This window comes from Muricoccus roseus, assembly GCF_900141905.1.
Lineage (GTDB): Bacteria > Pseudomonadota > Alphaproteobacteria > Acetobacterales > Acetobacteraceae > Roseomonas > Roseomonas rosea.
Genome location: NZ_FQZF01000032.1, coordinates 44,855 through 62,397, shown reverse-complemented (window position 1 = coordinate 62,397; position 17,543 = coordinate 44,855). Strand labels below are relative to the sequence as shown.

The window sequence follows — 17,543 nt, the reverse complement described above, 5'->3', positions numbered from 1 at the left end:
CGAGCTCGGCTACCTGCCGTTCAGCGCCTCGGGCGGCGCCTTGCTGTTCCACCTGCTCAGCAAGCTCTACGAGCGCACCAGCGTGGTCATCACCACCAACCTGAGTTTCAGCGAGTGGGGCGGCGTGTTCGGCGACGCTAAGATGACCACGGCCCTGCTCGACCGGCTCACGCACCACTGCCACATCCTGGAGACCGGCAACGACAGTTTCCGGTTCAGGAGCAGCTCGGCCGAACCCAGGAACAGGAGGGCCAAAGCACCCGCTTGACCCGCGGCCACAGCCCGCGGGACATATCCCTGCACGGGTCAGTTCTCGATGAAAACCCCGGGTCAGTTCTCAGCGAAACTCAACAGCGAAGCGGTGCCGGGGCACGACCGGGTGCGACCGCTTCCCTCCCCCCTCGTCTCCTCCTTCAAACCTTCATGCTGCGTTGCACAAATTAACTTGCCCGTCAGCCTCCTATGCCTATCTTGTGCAGTGCAGCAACCGGCTTGGCCGATGCTGCTTTCTTGGACGTTTCCTCCCTAAACTCGGGCGGCACCCACGGGCGCCGCCCTTTTTTTGCCTGCGTTAGGCCGCAGCGGAGAGCGCCTCCTCTCTGCCGGTCTGCGCCAGAGAGGCCTCCAGTTCGGCCATCTCGGCACGCTTGGCATCGAGATCGGCCTGAAACTCGAAGCCCTCGCCAAGCCGCGCCTCATAGGCCGGCAGCTGTCGCTGGGCCTCTAACAGCCCCCGGCGGTACTCAGCCAACTCCGCCTCGAAGCGGCCGAGGTCGTATTCCAGCCGCGACACCAGCCCCATGGCGGTGAGGTCGTCCTCCACCCGCACCTCGTGCTCGCCGCCAGTGCGCGTGAGCAGCAGGTGGATCTCCAGGTCCGCGCCCTGGCGGTAGCGGCGGGCTTCCAGCTTCAGCGGAAAGCCGCCGATCTGCCCGAGGTCCCAGTCGCCCTTGCGGCCCTCCAACTGCACGGTGCGGATGAACTTCAGCAGGGCGGCGCCCGCCGGCTTGCGCTCGGCGAAAGTCCTGCCATCCACCTCCATGCGGAAGTCGTCGCCCCGGGTGGAGACGCGTCGCCCCAGATCCGCCTCGGTGTCGGCGATGGCCTGGGTCGCCCGTCCAATGGTCGAGCGGGCCTCGGCGACCCGACGCCGCACGGCGTGCTGGTCGTCGAAGTGGGCGGCACGCAGGCGATCGAGGCGGGCCAACTCGGCCTCCAGCCCCGCCTTCTGCATCAGGCGGGGGTCGCCGGAGGCAATGGCCTTGGCCATTGCGAACTGATTGGCTTGGCTGCCGACGTCCTCCAGGCGGCGGATCGAGCGGTCGCCCCCCAGCGCCGCGGCGATGAAGCGGGCCTTGCGCTCGTTGTTCTGCCACATCTGGGCGTCCATCGAGCCGAGCGTGGCGTAGGCGTAGAGGCCGATTTCCTCGTTCTGGTTTCCCTGGCGCTCGATGCGCCCCTCGCGCTGCTCGATCTCGGAGGGCAGCCAGGGCACGTCGAGGTGGTGCAGGGCGGCCAGCCGGCGCTGGGCGTTCACGCCCGTCCCCATGGTGGCCGAGGAGCCCAGCAGGAAGTCCATCTGGCCATTGTTCATGGCATTGAACAACGACTGCTTGGCCTCGGACTTCTTGTAGTCCTGCATGAAGGCGATGCGCTCGGGCGGCACGCCGCGCGCGATCAGCCCTTCGCGGATCCAGCGGTAGGCCGAGAAGCCGCGCGTGGCGAGTGCTCCCTCGGTTCCCAGGTCCGAGAAGATCATCTGGGTGGCGCCGGGCACCGGGTGTGGCGAGCCGTCCGGCTTGCGGAAACGCCGGTCGCGGGTCTCGGACCAGATGCGGAAGGCGTTGTCGATGAGCAGGTTGAGCTTGTTCTCGGGCTCGTTGTCCTGCTCGGGCACCACGAAGCGCAGGTCGATGGCAGCGTGCCGGCCGTCGGTGATGACGGAGAGCAGGATGTCCTGGCCCTTCTCGGGCTTGCCCTTGCCCGCCTCAATCGCCGCGATCCGCGCCGCCAGGGTGCGCTGGTAGTCCCGGAAGGCCGGGCTCGCCGGGGCAGTGATGATCTGGCGCTTGCCACCGATGATCGAAGGCAGCTTCAGGTACTGCCGCAGGTCGTCCTTCGACACCACGTCCGCGACGGTGCGGAACATGGCGATCAGGTCGGCGACGTTGACGAACTCCGAGAAGCGGGTGACCGGCTTGTAGTTGCCGGAGGGCTGCAACTCCAGCTCGGTGCGGGTGTCGCCGAAGTTGGAGGCCCAGGCGTCGAACTCCTGGATGCCGCGCTCCTCCAGCATCTCGGGCTGCATGAAGCGCTGCAGCGTGAACATCTCGCCTAGCGTGTTGGTGATCGGCGTGCCGGAGGCGAGCACGAGTGCGCGGCCAGGATTGATGGTACCGATGAAGCGCGACTTCACGAACAGGTCCCAGGCCCGCTGCGAGCCGTCCGGAGCGATGCCCTTCAGGCCGCCCATGTTGGTGGCGAAGGACAGCTTGCGGAACTCTTGCGCCTCGTCGGCGATCACCTGATCGACGCCGATCTCGGCGATGGTCAGCATGTCGTCCTTCGCCGTCGAAAGGCCGTCCAGCTTCTCCTGCATGCCCTCCTTCATGCGCTCGATGCGCTTGCGCGCGATGCGGTCGTCGCCGTCGAGCCGCTCCAGCAGGGCGGAGTATGCGTCGAGCTGCTCTTGCACGAGGCCGCGCTCGAACTCCGCGGGTGTTGCGATGAACTTGAAGGCCGAGTGGGTGATGATGATGCAGTCCCAGTTGGCCGTCGCCGCGCGGGCCAAGAAGCGTCCGCGCTTGTCCTTGGTGAAATTGGTCTCGTCGGCCACCAGGATGCGGGCGCCCGGGTAAAGCTGCAGGAACTCGCGCGAGGCCTGGGCAAGGCAGTGCCCTGGCACGGTCAGCATGGCCTTTCCGATCAAGCCGAGGCGCTTCTGCTCCATGATGGCGGCCGCGATGGTGAAGGTCTTCCCCGCCCCGACCGCGTGGGCAATGTAGGTCTGGCCGGAGGCGACGATGCGCCAGATGACGCGCTTCTGGTGGGCGCGCAGCTGGATGACCGAGGAGGCGCCAGGCAGCTGCAGGTGCTCGCCCGAGAAGTGCCGCGGCACGAGGCTGTTGAAGGCGTCGTTGTACAGGCGGACCAGCCGCTCGGCGCGGTCGCTGTCAGTCCATACCCAACGCTCGAAGGCGCCCTTGATCTTGGCCAGCTTGTCCTTGGCCGCCTCGGTCTCCTGGGCGTTGATCTGCCGGTGCTCGCCCTGCTCGTCGCGCCAGACGTCCCAGATCTGTGGGATGGAAGCGTTCAGCGCGTCATCCAGCAGTTCGCCGGCGTGCCGGCGGTGCGTGCCCCACTCCGAGGTGGCCGAGGCCTCACCGGCGAAGCGGTAGATCTCGATGCTCCAGTGCGCCACCTCCACGGTATGCCGCACCATCGTGGTGACTCCCATCACCTCGCGGATGAAGTCGGCGACGTCGGTGGCCGGCAGCCACGGCGCGCCGAGGCGGGCGGTGATGTCGGAGGGCCGCAGGTCCTCTGGCTGCACCCGCTCCAGAGCGGCCACGTTGCGGGCGTAGCGCTCGTCCAGCACAGAGGCGGCGCGGGCGGCGGCCAGCTTGCGACGGACATGGCCGGACAGGTACTCGTCGGCCGTCTGCCAGGCTTCGAAGCCCTCCGTGGTCAGCCCAGGGTCGAGGAACACCGTTTCGCCGAGTTCGGCCAGCACCGTGGCGCGGTCGCGGCCGATCAGCTCGCCGATGCGGTCGAGGTCCACCACGGCCCGCTCGGCCAGCGTCACCGCCAGGGCATCGGCGGCCGAGACGATGACCGGCTCGGCCCGCGCGTGGATCACCCGGTCGGTGAAGATCGGGCCCTTGGTCGCCTCGCCGCTCTCGAGGTCGTACTCCTCGATCGACGACACCAGCCAGCTATCGGGATCGTCCAGGAAGGGCTGCAGGTTCGGGCGACGCACGCTCTCGCGCACCTCGCCCGTGGCCTCGTCGGTAGAGGTCGAGACGCTGGTCAGGTTGATGGGGCCGAAGCTGCGCAGGAAGGCGCCGTAGGCGGCGCGCAGCCGCACCTGGGCGGCGCCGAAGGGCTCGTCGCGCTCCTGGGCGCGGATGACCTCGCGCACGGCGTCGCGGACCGGGATAAGGCCGCGGATGATACGCGCGTGCTTGGCGAACAGGCCGACGGTGCCCTTGCCCGACTTCACCGCCACCTCCTCGGCGCGGCCGTCCACCACCTGCAGCAGGGTGCCGTTGGCGCCCAGCAGGTAGGAGCCCTCCTTGACCGTGGCCCCCTCGGCGGCGGTGCCGACCTGCAGGGTGGGCTTCGCCACCCGGACCGGCGCCGTGGCGGCGTGCGGGGGCTGGTGAATCCCCTCGGGCAGCCGGGCGGCGGCCTCGGCGAGCGCCCCGTCCAGGTCGCGGCCGTCGCGGGCGCAGTCGTAGGTCAGGCCGAACGGGCTGCTGGTCCAGTCATGTCGCCCGAGCACCATCTCCGGGTGCGCCGCGAAGTAGGCGTTGACGTAGATCGCCGCGTCGCCGTCCTCGGCCGGGACCACCTCCTCCAGATGGGCCCACTCCACCCCGTTCGAGGCGGCCCCGCGCTCGCGGCGCTGCAGGAACAGCACGTCCACCACAACGTCGGTACCGGCGGCGGCGGCGAAGGCGCCGGCCGGCAGGCGGATGGCGCCCACCAGGTCGGCCATGCCCGCGATGTGCTCGCGCGCCTTGGGGTCCACCTTGTCCATCGTGCCGTGCGAGGTGACGAAGGCGGCGAGGCCGCCGGGCTTCAGGCGCTCCACGGCACGGGCGATGAAGTAGTCGTGCAGCTTGAGGCCGAGCTTGCCGGCCACGTCCTCGGCACGCACCGTGCGGTCCGAGAAGGGCGGGTTGCCGACCGCGAGGTCAAAGCTCTCGGCCAGCTTGGCGCGGGTGAAGTCCTCGTTGCGGATCCACGCCTTGGGGTAGAGCAGCGCCGCGATGCGGGCGGTGATCGGGTCCATCTCGATGCCGGTGACGGCGGAGCAGTCCTCGATCCCCTCGGGGCGCAGGGCCAGGAACTGGCCGGTGCCGCAGCCCGGCTCCAAGATCGAGCCGTACTGAAAGCCCATGCGGGTCAGCCCCGCCCACACAGCGCGCACCACGTACTCGGGCGTGAAGTGGGCGTACTGGGTGCAGCGACTCAACGACGCCAGTTCCGCGGCCGACACGGCCTGCTCCAGCCCGTCGCCCTGCTCGGCCCAGCCCTCGCGCCACGCTTCGCCAGGGCGGCGGAACAGGGTGTTGGCGAGGTCGCCGGCCCCGTAGCCGACGAAGCGGGCCAGCACCACCTGCTCGTCGGCCGTGGCCGGCCGGGTCTCGCCCTCGATCCGCTGCAGCAGGCGGATGGCCGCCAGGTTGTCGGCCGCGCGAGCCTTCCAGCCGGCAGCGAGGCCGCGATCGCCGGCGAGGCGGAAGTCGCGGGCCACCACGCGCGGGATCGCCGGGGCAATCGGCGCCTCGGCCGCATCGTCCTCGTCATCGTCCCCGTCCAGGGCGGGCAGCAGGCCGCCGCTCCCCTCTCCGAACAGCCCGAAGGGCGAGGTCAGCGCGGTGGTGTCGAACAGGCTCAGCTGGGTGGAGGCGGGGGCGGTCTTGGCCATGGCGCGGGGTTCCCGTGCGCGCACGCGCGAGCGCCCGGCGGCCCATGGGGGCGGCCGGGTGCGCGTGACGCGATGCTGGTGGTGAGTGGACTCTTGCGGGGGCGACGCCCTGGGGGACGCCGGTCGAGGTCAGGCCGGGTCGGGGATCATCCCCTCTCCCGTTTCATCTTCTTCCTCGTGACCACTCCACGCCGGCCGCCCGGTTCGGGGCGGGGCAAGGGCGCCGCGCAGCGGCGGGAGCGGAGCGACTTCACCCTTGCCGCGCGCCGGGCCGCGGTGGCAGCGAGTTCTCCCTCATCTCATCCGTTCTCAAAGTTCTCTCTTTCCCTTTTTCAAGTTTTCGGGATTTCGGGAAGAACGGCAAACAAGTCGATTGGGACTGCGGGCGCCCCTCGCGCATCGCCGTAAGCATTAGGCGGTATGCGTCGGTGGCTTCGGACTGCCGCCGCCGTTTAAGCCCGGCCTTGCTGTCGTTGCCGTCCCAAACGGCGCGCCATTCGGTGACGCCGTCGCTGGCCTCCCCGATCAGGACAAAGCGCGCCCGACTCTTCACCGGCATATCCACCTGGATGTGGCCGCGCGCGTGGGCGGGATCGCCCAACCGGGTGATCCTGGCCTTGAGGCCCCGCCCGGTCAGGGCGGCGAGCATGTTCGGGATCGAGTGCGGGTCGGCCCGCACCGCAGGCGGCGGCGGCACACGGCGCCGCCGCTTCGCCGGGTCGGGATCGAAGTCCTGCGGGCGGGGCCGCGCGAAGCAGGACGGGTTGGCAACCGGATCCACCCAGAGGTCGGCCATCGTGGGCGGGGCGTTGGAGCATCGCGCCCATTTCGCTTCGGCCAGCAAGGGCGCGCGCAGCGCGGGAGGCGAAGCCGACGCACCCTTGCGGCGCCTGGTCGGCGTGCGGCAGCTCCTCCTTCGTCTCGTCGTCCCTTTTCAGGTCGCACCGGCGGCCTCGCCGAAAGCGCCCGCCGGGAGAGTCCACGCCGAGGGCAGGCCGAGGATTGGCAACCCCCAGCTCTCGCCGAGGGCGAGGGCCACGAGGTCGGGACGGGACAGGGCGGCCGGGTAGGGTCGGCCGAGGTCGGCCAAGGTGCGGATTGAGCGGGCGCGCTGGATGGTGCGGCCGAACTGATCTTCGTAGGCCGCGATGCGCTCGAACAGCGCCGGCGCGATCAGGCGGATGGTGGCCCACTGCGCGGCCGAGCCGAAATTGCAGGCCATGCAGGACAGGCGCGACCAGCCGAGCTCATAGGCCGGGTGCGGCCGCATGCCGTGCCGTTGCAGGGCGTCCCACACCCGGCCCTCGTCCCAGCCGTGGACCGGGCGCCAGTGGTCGACGTGGCGCGGCCGACGGGAGCCGTCGCGCGTGTCAGTGCGGTGCGGCTCAAAGGTAGAGTAGCGCGCCCGCGCAGCGCTCTCCTGCGCCCGTTCGCCGGTCACCACCAGGGTGCGGCGGCCGAGGAAGCGGTCCTGCCCAGCGATGGAGGCCGCGCCGACGCCGATCTTGAGGGCGGCCGAGCACCAGCGGACGGAGAGGTCAGCGGAGGTTTGCGGAAACAGCAGCCGGGTGTTCCGCGGACCGCCACCTCCTGCCCTCATGAGGCCATGAGGTGTCTCGAACTGGATCGGCGCCGTCGCTGCGTTCTGGCGCAGCATCTCCCGCTCGAACCCGCCCTCGCGCCAGGAACGGAACAGCGGCACGCCAAAGGCCACTGCCTGGGCGGCGACGTAGGCGCCGGTTACCGGCCAGTCCATGAAGGCCGGTCCTCGGCCGTCCACCTCGTGGTGGTGCAGCTCGATGCGCGCCGGATTCACGCCGCGATCTAGCAGATCGAACATGCACGCCGTGGCGTCTTTGCCGCCGGAGGTGAACAGCACGACGTGGTCGTAGGACTGCAGGTCGGGCGTGTTCCCGACCCTATGCGTCTGCACGGCGGCCCTCATGCCTCCTCGGCGGCCTCGTCGCGCCGCGCCTCCTCAGCCGCGATGCGGGCGTGCTCGGGATGGAAGGCCAGCAGGTAGTCGGCCATGCGCTGCGCCTCAGCCGCCGCCCGGAAGATCTCGCGCTTGTCCTGCTTGAGGGTGCGGAGCCAGGACGCGACGTAGCTGGCGTGGTTGGGGATGTCGCAGGGCAGACCCAGATCGGCACCGACAAAGCAGGATGTGAGTTCGGCCCGCAGTTCCTCCTGCGCGTAAGCATGGCTTCCGAAGCGGCCGGTCAGGTCGCGGTCCAGGCGGTGCTTGGCGCCCGAGGCGTGCGCCAGCTCGTGCAGGCCGGTCGTACAGTAGCCCTCGGGCGTGGCGAAGGCTGCGCGCGGCGGCATCTGGATGTGGTCGGTGGACGGGCAGTAGTAGGCGCGGTCGCCGCCCTCGCGGAACAGCACGCCGCTGTTGCGCATGATAGTCTCGGCCGCTTCGGGCGTGCGCCAGGACGCTTCCTCAACAGAGGGCGCCTCGAAGGCGGGGATGCCGTCCACCTGGCTGGCGTGGAACACGGTGTAGGCACGCAGCACCGGCACGGTGCGGGTGCCGCCCTCCACCTCCCCTCCGGCATCGGGCGCGGCGTCGCCGTCGCGGAGGGTCAGCTTGCGGAAGAAGAACACACGCGAGCCGCGCTCGCCGCGGCGGACCTGCCAGCCCTTGCTCTCGGCCTGCTTGTAAGTGAGCCAGCGGGGATCGGTGCCAGCGAAGGCCATGCCGGTTATGCCGAGCAACAGGACGTTGATCCCGTGATAGCGCCGGCCCGTGACGGCGTTGCGCGGCGACAGGGGCCCGGCGCCGGCCTTGTCCTGGTCCCAGGGGCGGCGCCACGGCACCGTGCCGGCCTCGAGTGCCGCGACCACTTGGTCGGTGATCTCGGCGTAGTGGTCGCGGGGAGCCGGGCGCTCGGACGACTGGCGGCGGGACTGGGCCATCGGTGTTCCCTTTCATTCTCTCGGAACACCTCCCCGCCCCCGCGTCCGGGGTGGTCGGGGCAAGGGCGCGCGGAGCGCGGGAGCGCAGCGACGAACCCTTGCGGCGACCATCCCGGTGCGGGACGGCCTTTCCTCCCTCCCCTCATCCTGGCTCCGTCAGTTCCTCCTCCTCCCTAGCCCTCTCGGTCGTGGCTTCCTCGGCCTCCCAGTCGAACACCGGGAAGCCTTCGAGGCTCGCAGCGTCGCGGTCGAACAGGAGGTACTCGCAGCCGTGCTGGCGGGCTTCCTCGAACAGCGCCCACAGCGTGTCGGAGATCTGCGGCCGCTCCTCGCAGGCGAAGACGAACCAGCCATAGGGTGTGCTGGAGCAGAGCAGCTCGCCGGTGTCGTGACCGGCGCAGGCATCGAGAAGCGACCTGTCCTCGTTCGTGAGGTGGGCGTTGGACAGGTCGAGAAAGCGGCGGACGACGCTCATCGGAGTGTTCCTCACCGGCTCGCGTGGACGGGAACGGCGGTGGGGCAGGACGCCGCGGGGAGCCTCACGGGCAGCGCGTGCAGCCGGTCCCAGGTCAGCGCCTCGCAAGCGCCCATGCGGCCGGTGCGCAGTGCGATGTGAGCGCGCGTGTAGTGCGAGCGATGGAGACCGCCCTGCGCCGGAAGGCGGCAGCGCTCCCCCTCCGGAGCGCCGCAGGTGGGGCAGCCGACGGCGATGGTGGGATCGGCATCGAAGGTCGAGCTGCAGCGGGTGCAGGCGATCGGTTCGCCCGCGTCGGCGGCGGGGATGCGGGTGAACAGGTCCGGCCCAGGACGGGCGGCGAGGCGGCGGATTTCCATGGTGGTGTTCCTTTCCGAACACCCCCCAGGCGGCCGTCGCCCCGCGCCGCCGGGGCAAGGGCGCCGCGCAGTGGCGGGCCGTCAGGCCCTCGCCCTTGCGGCGGGGGACGGGGTGCGGCACCCCTCCCCGCTCACACCTCTCCCTTCGCTGCCTTCTCAGGCCGCGACCGCTGCAGGCGCGCCGGCACCCGCGGCCGACGGACCGACCAGCTTGCGGTGGGTTGCGTCCTCGCCGGCGTCCTCGCGCAGGAAAGCCTTGTGGCCGAAGGTCCCGGCCTTCTCGGCATCGTCGAAACCACGCGGCTTGCGCTGGCCCTTGGCCATGGTGACCGAGATGTCGAAGCTGGCGCCAGGGTTGGCGGCCAGCACGTCGCGGCCGAACTCGGCCACGGCGCGGGTGATGCCGGTCAGGCCCTCGACAGCGAGACGGCGCTGGGGCGTGCCGCCGCCGATGCACAGCCCGATCTCCGTCGAGATGTAGCCGTGCTCACGCACGCGACGGCCAAGGTAGGCGGATAGGATAATGCTGGTGGTAGCCACGGGCTGATCCCTTTCAGGGTAGGTTTGCCTGCCGAGAACGGATCATTCCGCCTCGGCCCCTCCGCCGCGGCCGGACGCGGGACGGTGGGGCAAGGGCGCGGCGCAGCCGCGGGCCGTCAGGCCTCCCCTTGCGGCGCCGGGCCGCCGTGCGGCACGGCTCTCTCACCGCTTTCCTCGCTCTCTTTGATCGGGCTCGTCTCCTGCATCTCCCTGGCATGGTCGGCCTCAGCCTCCAGGCGGCGCATGATCGTGTGGCGCAGGGCGGCATCGGCCTCGTCGCGCAGAACGCGCTCGAGCAGCGCGGCCGTAGCGCGGCAGGACAGCTCCAGCCCGTCGTCGGGGCCGAAGCGCTCGGCCATTTGGAAGCTCAGGGCGCCCAGGGCCTCGATGGCGCGGGCGACGTCGAGCAGGTCCTCCGGGTTCCACGGGATTGGCGGCCGGTTCACGCGGCGGCATCCAGGGTCAGGGGCATGATCGCCGGCAGCACGGCCGGCTGGGGAACAGGATGGCGAGGCTTCAACGCCCGGCTCCAGCGATGCTTGTCGATCAGCGGGGCACGGTCGGTGCGTGGCCGCGTCGGGCTGCTCCATGACCGACCGCGAACCTGGGCATCCCTGTTCCATCCTGCAGCGCGGAGGCTGCCGCCCTCCTCATCAGCCCGCGTGTAGGTAACGATGCGCTCGAAGCCGCGCACCTCGGCCTCCCTGGCCGCCCAGCCATAAAGCTGCGAGCAGGCGTTCCAGGCCAGGGTGCGGGGGACATCTCTGCGGATGCAGAGGCGATTCACCTCGAGAGTGCCTCGGCCCATCAAGCCGCGGGCGACCGGGTTGCCGATCATCACTACGCCCAGCAGGGTGGACCCGTTGACGATCGCGGCGCCGTAGCGCCAGGCGGTTGGGGCGGCGTTGTGGGTGTGGTGACGCCGCACGAAGTCGGCAGCGCGTGCGAAGCTCACTGGCCGGACCTCCAGCTTCCAGTCCAGCAGCAGCTGGCCGCAGCCGGTGTCGGCCACTCGGCGCAGGCCGTGTCCCAGCAGGACCTCGGCCCCGAGATGGCGCAGCAGGTCGCGCGCCCAGGCAGGGTCCTCGGCCATGCCGGCGCAGACGTCCTCGTGGGCGGCCGGGCAGCAGGTCTTGAACTGGAAAGCGTGGTCGGACCACGCCTCCGCAAGCTCCAGCACGGCAATCTCGCCGCACCAGGAGCAGATCGCGGCCGCCCTCTCGGGAGCCTCGCAGGCGAGGACCATGGCTCAGGCCGCCCGACGGCCGAGCCGCTCGGCGCAGCGAAGGTACAGTTCCCGCGCGACCACCCCGAGATCACGGATCATCTCGCCGAGGTTCGGAGCGTCTGCCGTCAGACGGACGCGGTGGTTCTCCTCGAAGAAGCTGCCGTGCTCGCGGACATCCAGCAGCACCGTGCCATCGACCCGCAGCACGCGGGCGAGCCGGGCGAAGATCTGCCCGAGATCCTCGGTGCGCCCCTCCTGCTCGACCAGCCGCGCCATGGCGCGCTGCAGGGCGGCGAGCGGCTTGCCGAAGCGGGCGAGATCGCTCGTGGTGAACACCTCGCCGTTCTCCGGCATGTACCCGTAGCGCAGTGCGTAAGGCGTGGCCTGCCGGTCATCGACCTGGCAGGTGAAGCGGAAGTTCTCGTGCAGGATGGGGCGTGCGCCGTCCTCGTGCCACATCAGTGGGCGCAGCTCGCCGTAGCGGCACGGCATCGTGCCGTCGCGTGTGTACATCACCAGGGCGTCGACGTGCGCGTAGGCGCCGTCACGGGTCGCCTGCCCGAGGTAGGGACGCAGGACAAGCAGCCGGGGCAACCGTGCCGGAGTGGACATGGCAGTTCCTTTCGGATCGGATTGATGGGGGCAATCGGAAGGGCGTGGGGCGCCCGTCAGGATTCCGGGTCGATCACCAGGAGAAGAGGCGGCAGCGGCTGCGTCAGCAGCTTACGGACCCGGCCGCGCCAGCCAGCGAACCATTCCACCAGGTCAGCACCCGACACCGACTCGTCGTCGTCAAAGGCCTCGGCCTCGAAGGCCAGGGCCTCTTCGAGCAGGCGCTTCATGCCGGGAGCGCGGGCGAGCAGCGCGACGTAGGCCTCGGTCTCGCCGATGCCGCGGTCGGCGCCGTCGTGGACGATGGCGACCTCGACAACAGGGAAGCAGTCGGCGCGGGACAGAGCAAAACCGTCCGCCACTTCACCCTTCAGCGCCCGAACGGTGAGATGGCCCTGGATCTCGGGCAGGATGATGGGGCTCACCGGCGGGCCTCCCGATGGGCCGGCACCGGGACGGTGGAGGCGTGCTGTGCCAGGAAGCCCGGCAGCACGGCGCCGCCAAGGAGGACGACAACGATGACGATCAGACCGACGGCTGCCTCGATGTCCTGTCTGCGGCCCTGACGCTTGGAGAGGCGTGTGGCGAGATCCATGGATCCCATTCCTTCTGCTGAATCTTCTTCTCGAAGACCCAGCCCGCCGGCCGCCCCGACCGGGGCGAGGCAAGGGAGCCGCTTGCGGCGGGAGCGCAGCGACGAACCCTTGCCGCGCTCCGGGAGAGGGTGGCAGGGCTTTCCCTACTCCCTCTCCTCCTCCCTGCTCTCCCGCCTGCTTTACCCCGCCCGCCGCTGCCGCAGGCTGGCGAGCATCTCGTTGAGCGCGTCCATGCCGGACTGCCGGGGTGATGGACGCGGTGCCCGGCGCTCCTCCGGGCGGAGCCACCCCTCGTGGCGGTTGTCGGCCGGGATGTCGTCGAGAAAGGGCGAGGGATCGACGTAGCCGCGCCGGAACTCGGCGTAGCTGACCGCCACCCGCTCCTTGCCGCGGGTCAGTGCCACATAGGCCAGTCGCCGCTCCTCCGAGGCCTCGCCGTACTGGCTCGGGAATACGGTCGTGTTCCATGCCGGCAGGAAGACCTGGGCGAACTCCAGTCCCTTGGCCCGGTGCAGGGTGAGCAGCTGCACCCGTCCCTCGGTGTCCTCCCCCGGGGCGGCGCTGGCCAGGGCGGCATGTTCCAGCAACTCCGCCGCTGAGTGAAAGCTCCCGGCGAGCAGCACCAGTTCGGCCAAGTTCTCCAGCCGACCCTCCACCGTCTCAGCCCGCCTATCGCGCAGCCACTGCCGGTAGCCGGTGCGGTCGAGCAGCATGGACAAGCGGTCGGCGACTGTGGCCTCCGCGTCGGCCGCGACCGAGCGCACGGCGTCGGCGAAGGCCCCGGCCGCCCCTCTCACCTTGGGCGGTAGCTCGGCGGTGTGGCAGGCGGCCAGCAGCGAGGAACCACGCCACTCGGCGTTGCGCTCCAGCAGGTCGAGCGCCTTCGGGCCGATGCCGCGCGGCGGGCTGTTGCAGGCGCGGCGGAACGCCTCGTCGGACTGGCAGTCATCCGGGCAGGTCGCGAGGCGTAGCAGCGCCAGGGCGTCCTTCACCTCGGCGCGCTGGTAGAAGCCGACATCGCCGACGAGCACGTAGGGCACCTTGGCTCGCAGCAACTCCTCCTCGATGCCGCGCGACAGGTGGTTGGCCCGGTACAGGATGGCCATGTCCTGCCAGCGGACGCCCTCGGCGCCGCGCTTGCGGATCTCGGCGGCGATGCCGATCGCTTCCGCCTCGTCGTTGCGGAACCTGACCACCTCGATCGGCTGGCCCTGCTCCCGGGTGGTGCGCAACGTCTTTCCTAACCGGGTGTCGTCACGGGCGATCACCGCGTTGGCCGCGGCCAGGATGTGGCCAGTGGAGCGGAAATTCTCCTCCAGCTTGACCACGGCCGCGCCGCGGAAGTCGCGCGTGAAGCGGCGGATATACTCGATGTCCGCGCCGCGCCAGCCGAACACCGCCTGGTCATCGTCACCCACGGCGAAGATCTCGCCGTGGTCCTTGGCCATCAGCCGGATCCAGCGGTACTGGACGGCGTTCACGTCCTGGTACTCGTCTGCCAGCAAGCAGGAGAAGCGGCCGGCGAAACGCAGTCGGCGCTCCTCGTCGCGTCCCATGGCCACGGTCGGCCAGAGCAGCAGGTCGCCGAAGTCGGCGGCGTTGGCCTCCACCAGACGGCGCTGATATTCCGGGTAGATGCGTGCCGCGGCGCGCAGACCGGAGGCGTCGGCCATTGGACTCGAGGCAATCATCGCCTCAGCCCGAATGACCGCCTCGCTCGGGGTGATGAGGTTGTCTTTGAAGCGGCCAATGTGGCCGGCCATGGCCTTCACCGGGTCTTTGCCCATGCCCTCGTCATCGCCGGCCTCGGCGCCCATGGCTTTCATGGTGCGCTTGAGCAGGCGCTTGGCATCGTCGGCATCGAGCACGTCGAAGTTCTCGCGCAGCCCCGCCATCTCCGGCTCCTGTCGCAACTGGCGGGCTCCGAGGCCGTGAAAGGTGCCGATCCAGGACGGCGCCGCCTGCCCGCCGAGCAGGGCGACGATGCGCTCGCGCATCTCGTCCGCCGCCTTGTTGGTGAAGGTCACGGCCAGGATGCGCTGGGCCGGTATGCCGCGCTCGGCGATGCGCAGGGCGACGCCGGCGGTCAGGGTCTTGGTCTTGCCGGTTCCAGCTCCTGCCAGCACCAGCACCGCCCCGTGCATCCCGGCGGCTTCGCCCTGGGGGCGGGTCAGCCCAGCTACCAGCCGGGCACGGTCGGAGGAGATGGCTTCAGATGCGGTCGGCATGGCAGTTCCATCCGTGGCAGATCACCAGAGCGGCGTCGGGACCCTCGTCGTGGTCGAGGCTGAGCAGAGTGAAGGCGTCGTCCAGCAGCCAGTGGCCGTCCTGGTCGCGCTCGCCCGCGACCACCACGCCGCGGTAGTGGTCGGAGCCGTTGTCGGCTGCGACCAGCACCGGGCGGTCGATCGCGGCATCGCCGGTTGGCGGCACCTTGCAGCGGGCCTGCAGCTTCGGGGGCAGCCGGAAGAAGGCGGCGTGCAGCGCGCGCACCAGATCGTCCGCCTCCGGACTGGGGGCCGTGGCAGTGCTTTCCGTGATGAGGCTCATGCCCCCCTCCCCCGTGTCAGGACGTCGTTCCAGTCGTTCAGCCCGCGCGGTGGCAGCAAGCGCTCGCAGCGCACGCCCGCCGCGGCGGCGCGCTCGGCCAGGAAGGCGGCGTAGCGCTCCCCCGGCGGGTCGTTGTCGGTCGCGGTGGCCAGAAGGGCGTCCGGCAGGGCGGCCATCCCGGCGAGCAGCAAATCCAATGCTTGCACCGACCCCGGCCCCATGCCGCCGGAAGTGGCGACGTACAGGGTGTCGCCCTGCAGCCGCCCGACGGCCGCAAGGCTGAGGGCGTCGATCGGCGCCTCGGTCACGGCCATCCGGCGTGGCCGTACCTCACGCGAGCCGATCCAGCCGGGCAGCCGGAACAGGGTCTTGTCCCCGCCCTTGGCGAAGCCACGGAACTCCGGCCCACGCATGTCGAAGCCGGTCAGCGCATCTGTCTCGTCGCGGTGAGCAAACCAGGCTGTGCCGTAGGCACCTTCCCGGATCGCGTCGACCGCCACGGCAGCGTCCAGGATTGGGCTGGGCAGGCGCCGAACATCGGCGAGGTAACGCCAGGCCCGTGATCCCGGCCGGAGCGGCTTTGCTGCCGTCCAGCGTTCGGCCGCGGTGGTACTCCCCTCCCCGCGCGAGCGCACCCGCTCGTGCTCGGGAAAGCTGGGCTGCAGCCCAACCATCTCGCGCAGCAGCTTGCGGGCGTGGCCGAAGTTCATGTCCGGGCGCAGGTGCTGCACGAGCCCGAACACGTCGCCCTTGGCTGTCCCGCCAGCATCCCACCAGCCCCGGCCGGCGTGGTTGACGATGATGATCTCGCCCTGGCCGCGCCGGTACTTCAGGCAGTCCCGGGTGCTCTCCGCCTTGTCCAGCCTCCACGGCGGCGGCATCCGTTCCAACAGCGCGGCGCAGTTCACGCCCTCCCGAAGCCGCTGCAGCTCCTCATCCTTACCGATCATCCCTCGGAATCCTTCTCCTGGATTCCACCCGCCGACCGCGAGGCGGGCGCGGGACAAGGGCACTGCCGGGGCCCCGCCCCGGTGCGGGAGCGCAGCGACGCACCCTTGTCGCGGGTCCGCCGCTAGCGGTAGCGGCCTCTCCCCTCCCCTCCCGTCTTCCATGCATCGTGGCTCCCTGAACCGGTTCGGCCCATAGGATCGCGATCAGCGGTGCGAACAGGAAAAGCGGAGTTCAATCGTGGCGAGCACGCCGTTCGCTCTGCCCGCGGTCATTCTCGGTACGGCCGAAAGGAACGCGAGGACACCAGTATGTTGATGGCAGGTAGACGAGGAGGAATCCCGCAAGTCGCGTCGTTAGCTGCAGCCCGACCATCTCACGCAGCAGCTTGTGAGCGTAGCCAGGTCCCTAACGCCCGGCCTGCAACCCCGAAACCAGCCAGTCCGTGGAGCCATTCTAGGGATTTCGGTCTTTCGGGAAAGCCGGAACTCCCGATTTCTTACAACGCGAGAAGACTATCTGGTCCGCGGACGTTTACGTTCGTCCTGCAGATCATCCTCTCTGATTTCAATCCCATCCTTTCGCAACGCGAGCAGAAGCTGATTGCGAATAGTCACTCCAGTCTCGGCGTAACGTCGCCGAAGCTGCTGCAGAACGTACTCGGGTGCCTTGGTAGAGAGTGAGATTTCCGGGGAGCGGCGAGAGGGTGGAGCACCGGGCTCAGTTCGTGATTGGGGAGGCGCGGTTTCCGGATTAACCACGCGCACGTTACCGCTCCTCAAGCCACGCTCAAGAGCCTCTGTGGTCTCCAAAGCCTCCGCTGCACTGAAGCGCGGGTCATTAGCCGAGGTTGGTAAGGGCGCCGGCCGCGGTCCGAAATCAGGCGCTTGAAGTACCGGGCGCTGAGGCTTTGCGGACATTGCTCGATTCCTCAGGCTGCACTGGCCAAGGGAGAAGCGTCCTCCGAGATCAAGGCCATCATCTCGTCGAAAACGGCGACGAAGTTCGCTGCAGCATTACTACTCCTGTCATGAAGATGAGGGATGTGAGCGGTGTAGGTCATCTCCTTCCACGCAGCCCGGTCGCCGAAGGCGGCCCTGAGAACATGCGCGCCTATCCGCTGGTACTGTTCTCTAAGAAAAGCTTCGACCCTCGGTCGGGCTGCGCCGGCTGCCGTGCGTGTCAGAAGGACGCCGCGGGCAATACGGCGACCGCTAATGTCCTGGGCCTCCTCAGCTTGCCGCCACGTCTCGACCCCGCATCGGAGGTCAGTCTCGCTCATCTGAGATGGGACAATCACCAAATCGGCCAGCGCCATTGCTACCTGCGTGTCGTTCGTGGCAGCCCCCATAAGGTCGATCACGACGTGATCATGCTTCGACGCTAGATCCCTCACCAGAGCACTGACCCGACGCTCGCCGTCCGGAACAGCTACGCCTACGTGCTGCAGTTCCGGCACCTTCCCGAAGAAGGCGTTCAGAGGACGATTCGGGTCGAGGTCGAGGGCAGCAACTGTCGCGCCTCGGGCAACGAGTTCGGCAACTGTGCACATCGCAGCGGTAGTCTTTCCTGAACCACCCTTGACCTGAGCGAACGTGACAATGGCCATCATGACCCCCCCGAAACAACGATTTCCCGAAACCACGCTTTCCAGCAACGGCCG

Annotated in this window: 17 protein-coding genes; 1 reads left to right on the top strand and 16 read right to left on the bottom strand. The window is 69.5% G+C overall.

The window, feature by feature from the left end:
- Positions 1 to 268: ATP-binding protein (locus BUB97_RS21075; RefSeq protein WP_175562702.1), on the top strand; the 268-nt coding region annotated here is incomplete at its 5' end.
- Positions 269 to 571: 303 nt separating this feature from the next.
- Here the strand turns inward: BUB97_RS21075 and BUB97_RS21070 are convergent.
- The 16 genes from BUB97_RS21070 to BUB97_RS21000 all read right to left on the bottom strand — a co-directional run bounded on the left by BUB97_RS21070 (position 572) and on the right by BUB97_RS21000 (position 17,492).
- Positions 572 to 5,656 carry an N-6 DNA methylase gene (locus tag BUB97_RS21070; RefSeq protein ID WP_073138459.1) on the bottom strand — a complete coding sequence of 1,695 codons (5,085 nt, stop codon included), beginning with the start codon at positions 5,654 to 5,656 and terminating at the stop codon, positions 572 to 574.
- Positions 5,657 to 5,906: 250 nt separating this feature from the next.
- Positions 5,907 to 6,452, bottom strand: a complete 546-nt coding sequence (locus tag BUB97_RS21065; protein ID WP_073138457.1) for a hypothetical protein — start codon at positions 6,450 to 6,452, stop codon at positions 5,907 to 5,909.
- A gap of 138 nt (positions 6,453 to 6,590) precedes the next feature.
- Complete coding sequence (locus tag BUB97_RS21060; RefSeq protein ID WP_245818399.1) at positions 6,591 to 7,589, bottom strand: phosphoadenosine phosphosulfate reductase domain-containing protein; 999 nt, start codon at positions 7,587 to 7,589, stop codon at positions 6,591 to 6,593.
- An 8-nt stretch (positions 7,590 to 7,597) separates the two neighbouring features.
- The gene (locus BUB97_RS21055; protein ID WP_073138453.1) at positions 7,598 to 8,572 is read right to left on the bottom strand and encodes an ArdC family protein; all 975 of its coding nucleotides are present in this window, start codon (positions 8,570 to 8,572) and stop codon (positions 7,598 to 7,600) included.
- A 142-nt stretch (positions 8,573 to 8,714) separates the two neighbouring features.
- Positions 8,715 to 9,047, bottom strand: coding sequence for a DUF5983 family protein (locus BUB97_RS21050; RefSeq protein ID WP_073138451.1), 333 nt, complete (start codon positions 9,045 to 9,047; stop codon positions 8,715 to 8,717).
- Positions 9,048 to 9,058: 11 nt separating this feature from the next.
- On the bottom strand, positions 9,059 to 9,406 hold the full coding sequence (locus tag BUB97_RS21045; RefSeq protein ID WP_073138448.1) for a hypothetical protein: 348 nt from the start codon (positions 9,404 to 9,406) through the stop codon (positions 9,059 to 9,061).
- 156 nt (positions 9,407 to 9,562) lie between these two features.
- A complete protein-coding gene (locus tag BUB97_RS21040; protein WP_073138446.1) occupies positions 9,563 to 9,946 on the bottom strand; it encodes a hypothetical protein in 384 nt (127 codons plus the stop codon).
- A 116-nt stretch (positions 9,947 to 10,062) separates the two neighbouring features.
- Positions 10,063 to 10,392 (bottom strand): hypothetical protein, encoded by a 330-nt coding sequence (locus BUB97_RS21035; RefSeq protein ID WP_073138444.1) that lies wholly within the window; start codon positions 10,390 to 10,392, stop codon positions 10,063 to 10,065.
- On the bottom strand, positions 10,389 to 11,192 hold the full coding sequence (locus BUB97_RS21030; protein WP_073138442.1) for an XF1762 family protein: 804 nt from the start codon (positions 11,190 to 11,192) through the stop codon (positions 10,389 to 10,391). The genes BUB97_RS21035 and BUB97_RS21030 overlap by 4 nt, the downstream gene beginning before the upstream one ends.
- Positions 11,193 to 11,195: 3 nt before the next feature.
- Positions 11,196 to 11,786 (bottom strand): hypothetical protein, encoded by a 591-nt coding sequence (locus tag BUB97_RS21025; RefSeq protein WP_139281410.1) that lies wholly within the window; start codon positions 11,784 to 11,786, stop codon positions 11,196 to 11,198.
- 56 nt (positions 11,787 to 11,842) lie between these two features.
- Positions 11,843 to 12,211, bottom strand: a complete 369-nt coding sequence (locus tag BUB97_RS21020) for a hypothetical protein (protein WP_073138438.1) — start codon at positions 12,209 to 12,211, stop codon at positions 11,843 to 11,845.
- Entirely contained in the window at positions 12,208 to 12,381 is a 174-nt protein-coding gene (locus tag BUB97_RS26365; protein WP_175562701.1) for a hypothetical protein, read from the bottom strand. Before BUB97_RS26365 ends, BUB97_RS21020 begins: the two co-directional genes overlap by 4 nt.
- A gap of 180 nt (positions 12,382 to 12,561) precedes the next feature.
- Positions 12,562 to 14,610, bottom strand: a complete 2,049-nt coding sequence (locus BUB97_RS21015; RefSeq protein ID WP_245818398.1) for an ATP-dependent helicase — start codon at positions 14,608 to 14,610, stop codon at positions 12,562 to 12,564.
- On the bottom strand, positions 14,594 to 14,932 hold the full coding sequence (locus tag BUB97_RS21010) for a hypothetical protein (RefSeq protein ID WP_073138436.1): 339 nt from the start codon (positions 14,930 to 14,932) through the stop codon (positions 14,594 to 14,596). The genes BUB97_RS21015 and BUB97_RS21010 overlap by 17 nt, the downstream gene beginning before the upstream one ends.
- Complete coding sequence (locus BUB97_RS21005; RefSeq protein WP_073138434.1) at positions 14,929 to 15,882, bottom strand: DUF3991 and TOPRIM domain-containing protein; 954 nt, start codon at positions 15,880 to 15,882, stop codon at positions 14,929 to 14,931. The genes BUB97_RS21010 and BUB97_RS21005 overlap by 4 nt, the downstream gene beginning before the upstream one ends.
- A gap of 929 nt (positions 15,883 to 16,811) precedes the next feature.
- The gene (locus tag BUB97_RS21000; protein WP_232480869.1) at positions 16,812 to 17,492 is read right to left on the bottom strand and encodes a ParA family protein; all 681 of its coding nucleotides are present in this window, start codon (positions 17,490 to 17,492) and stop codon (positions 16,812 to 16,814) included.
- Between the last annotated feature and the right edge of the window lie 51 nt (positions 17,493 to 17,543).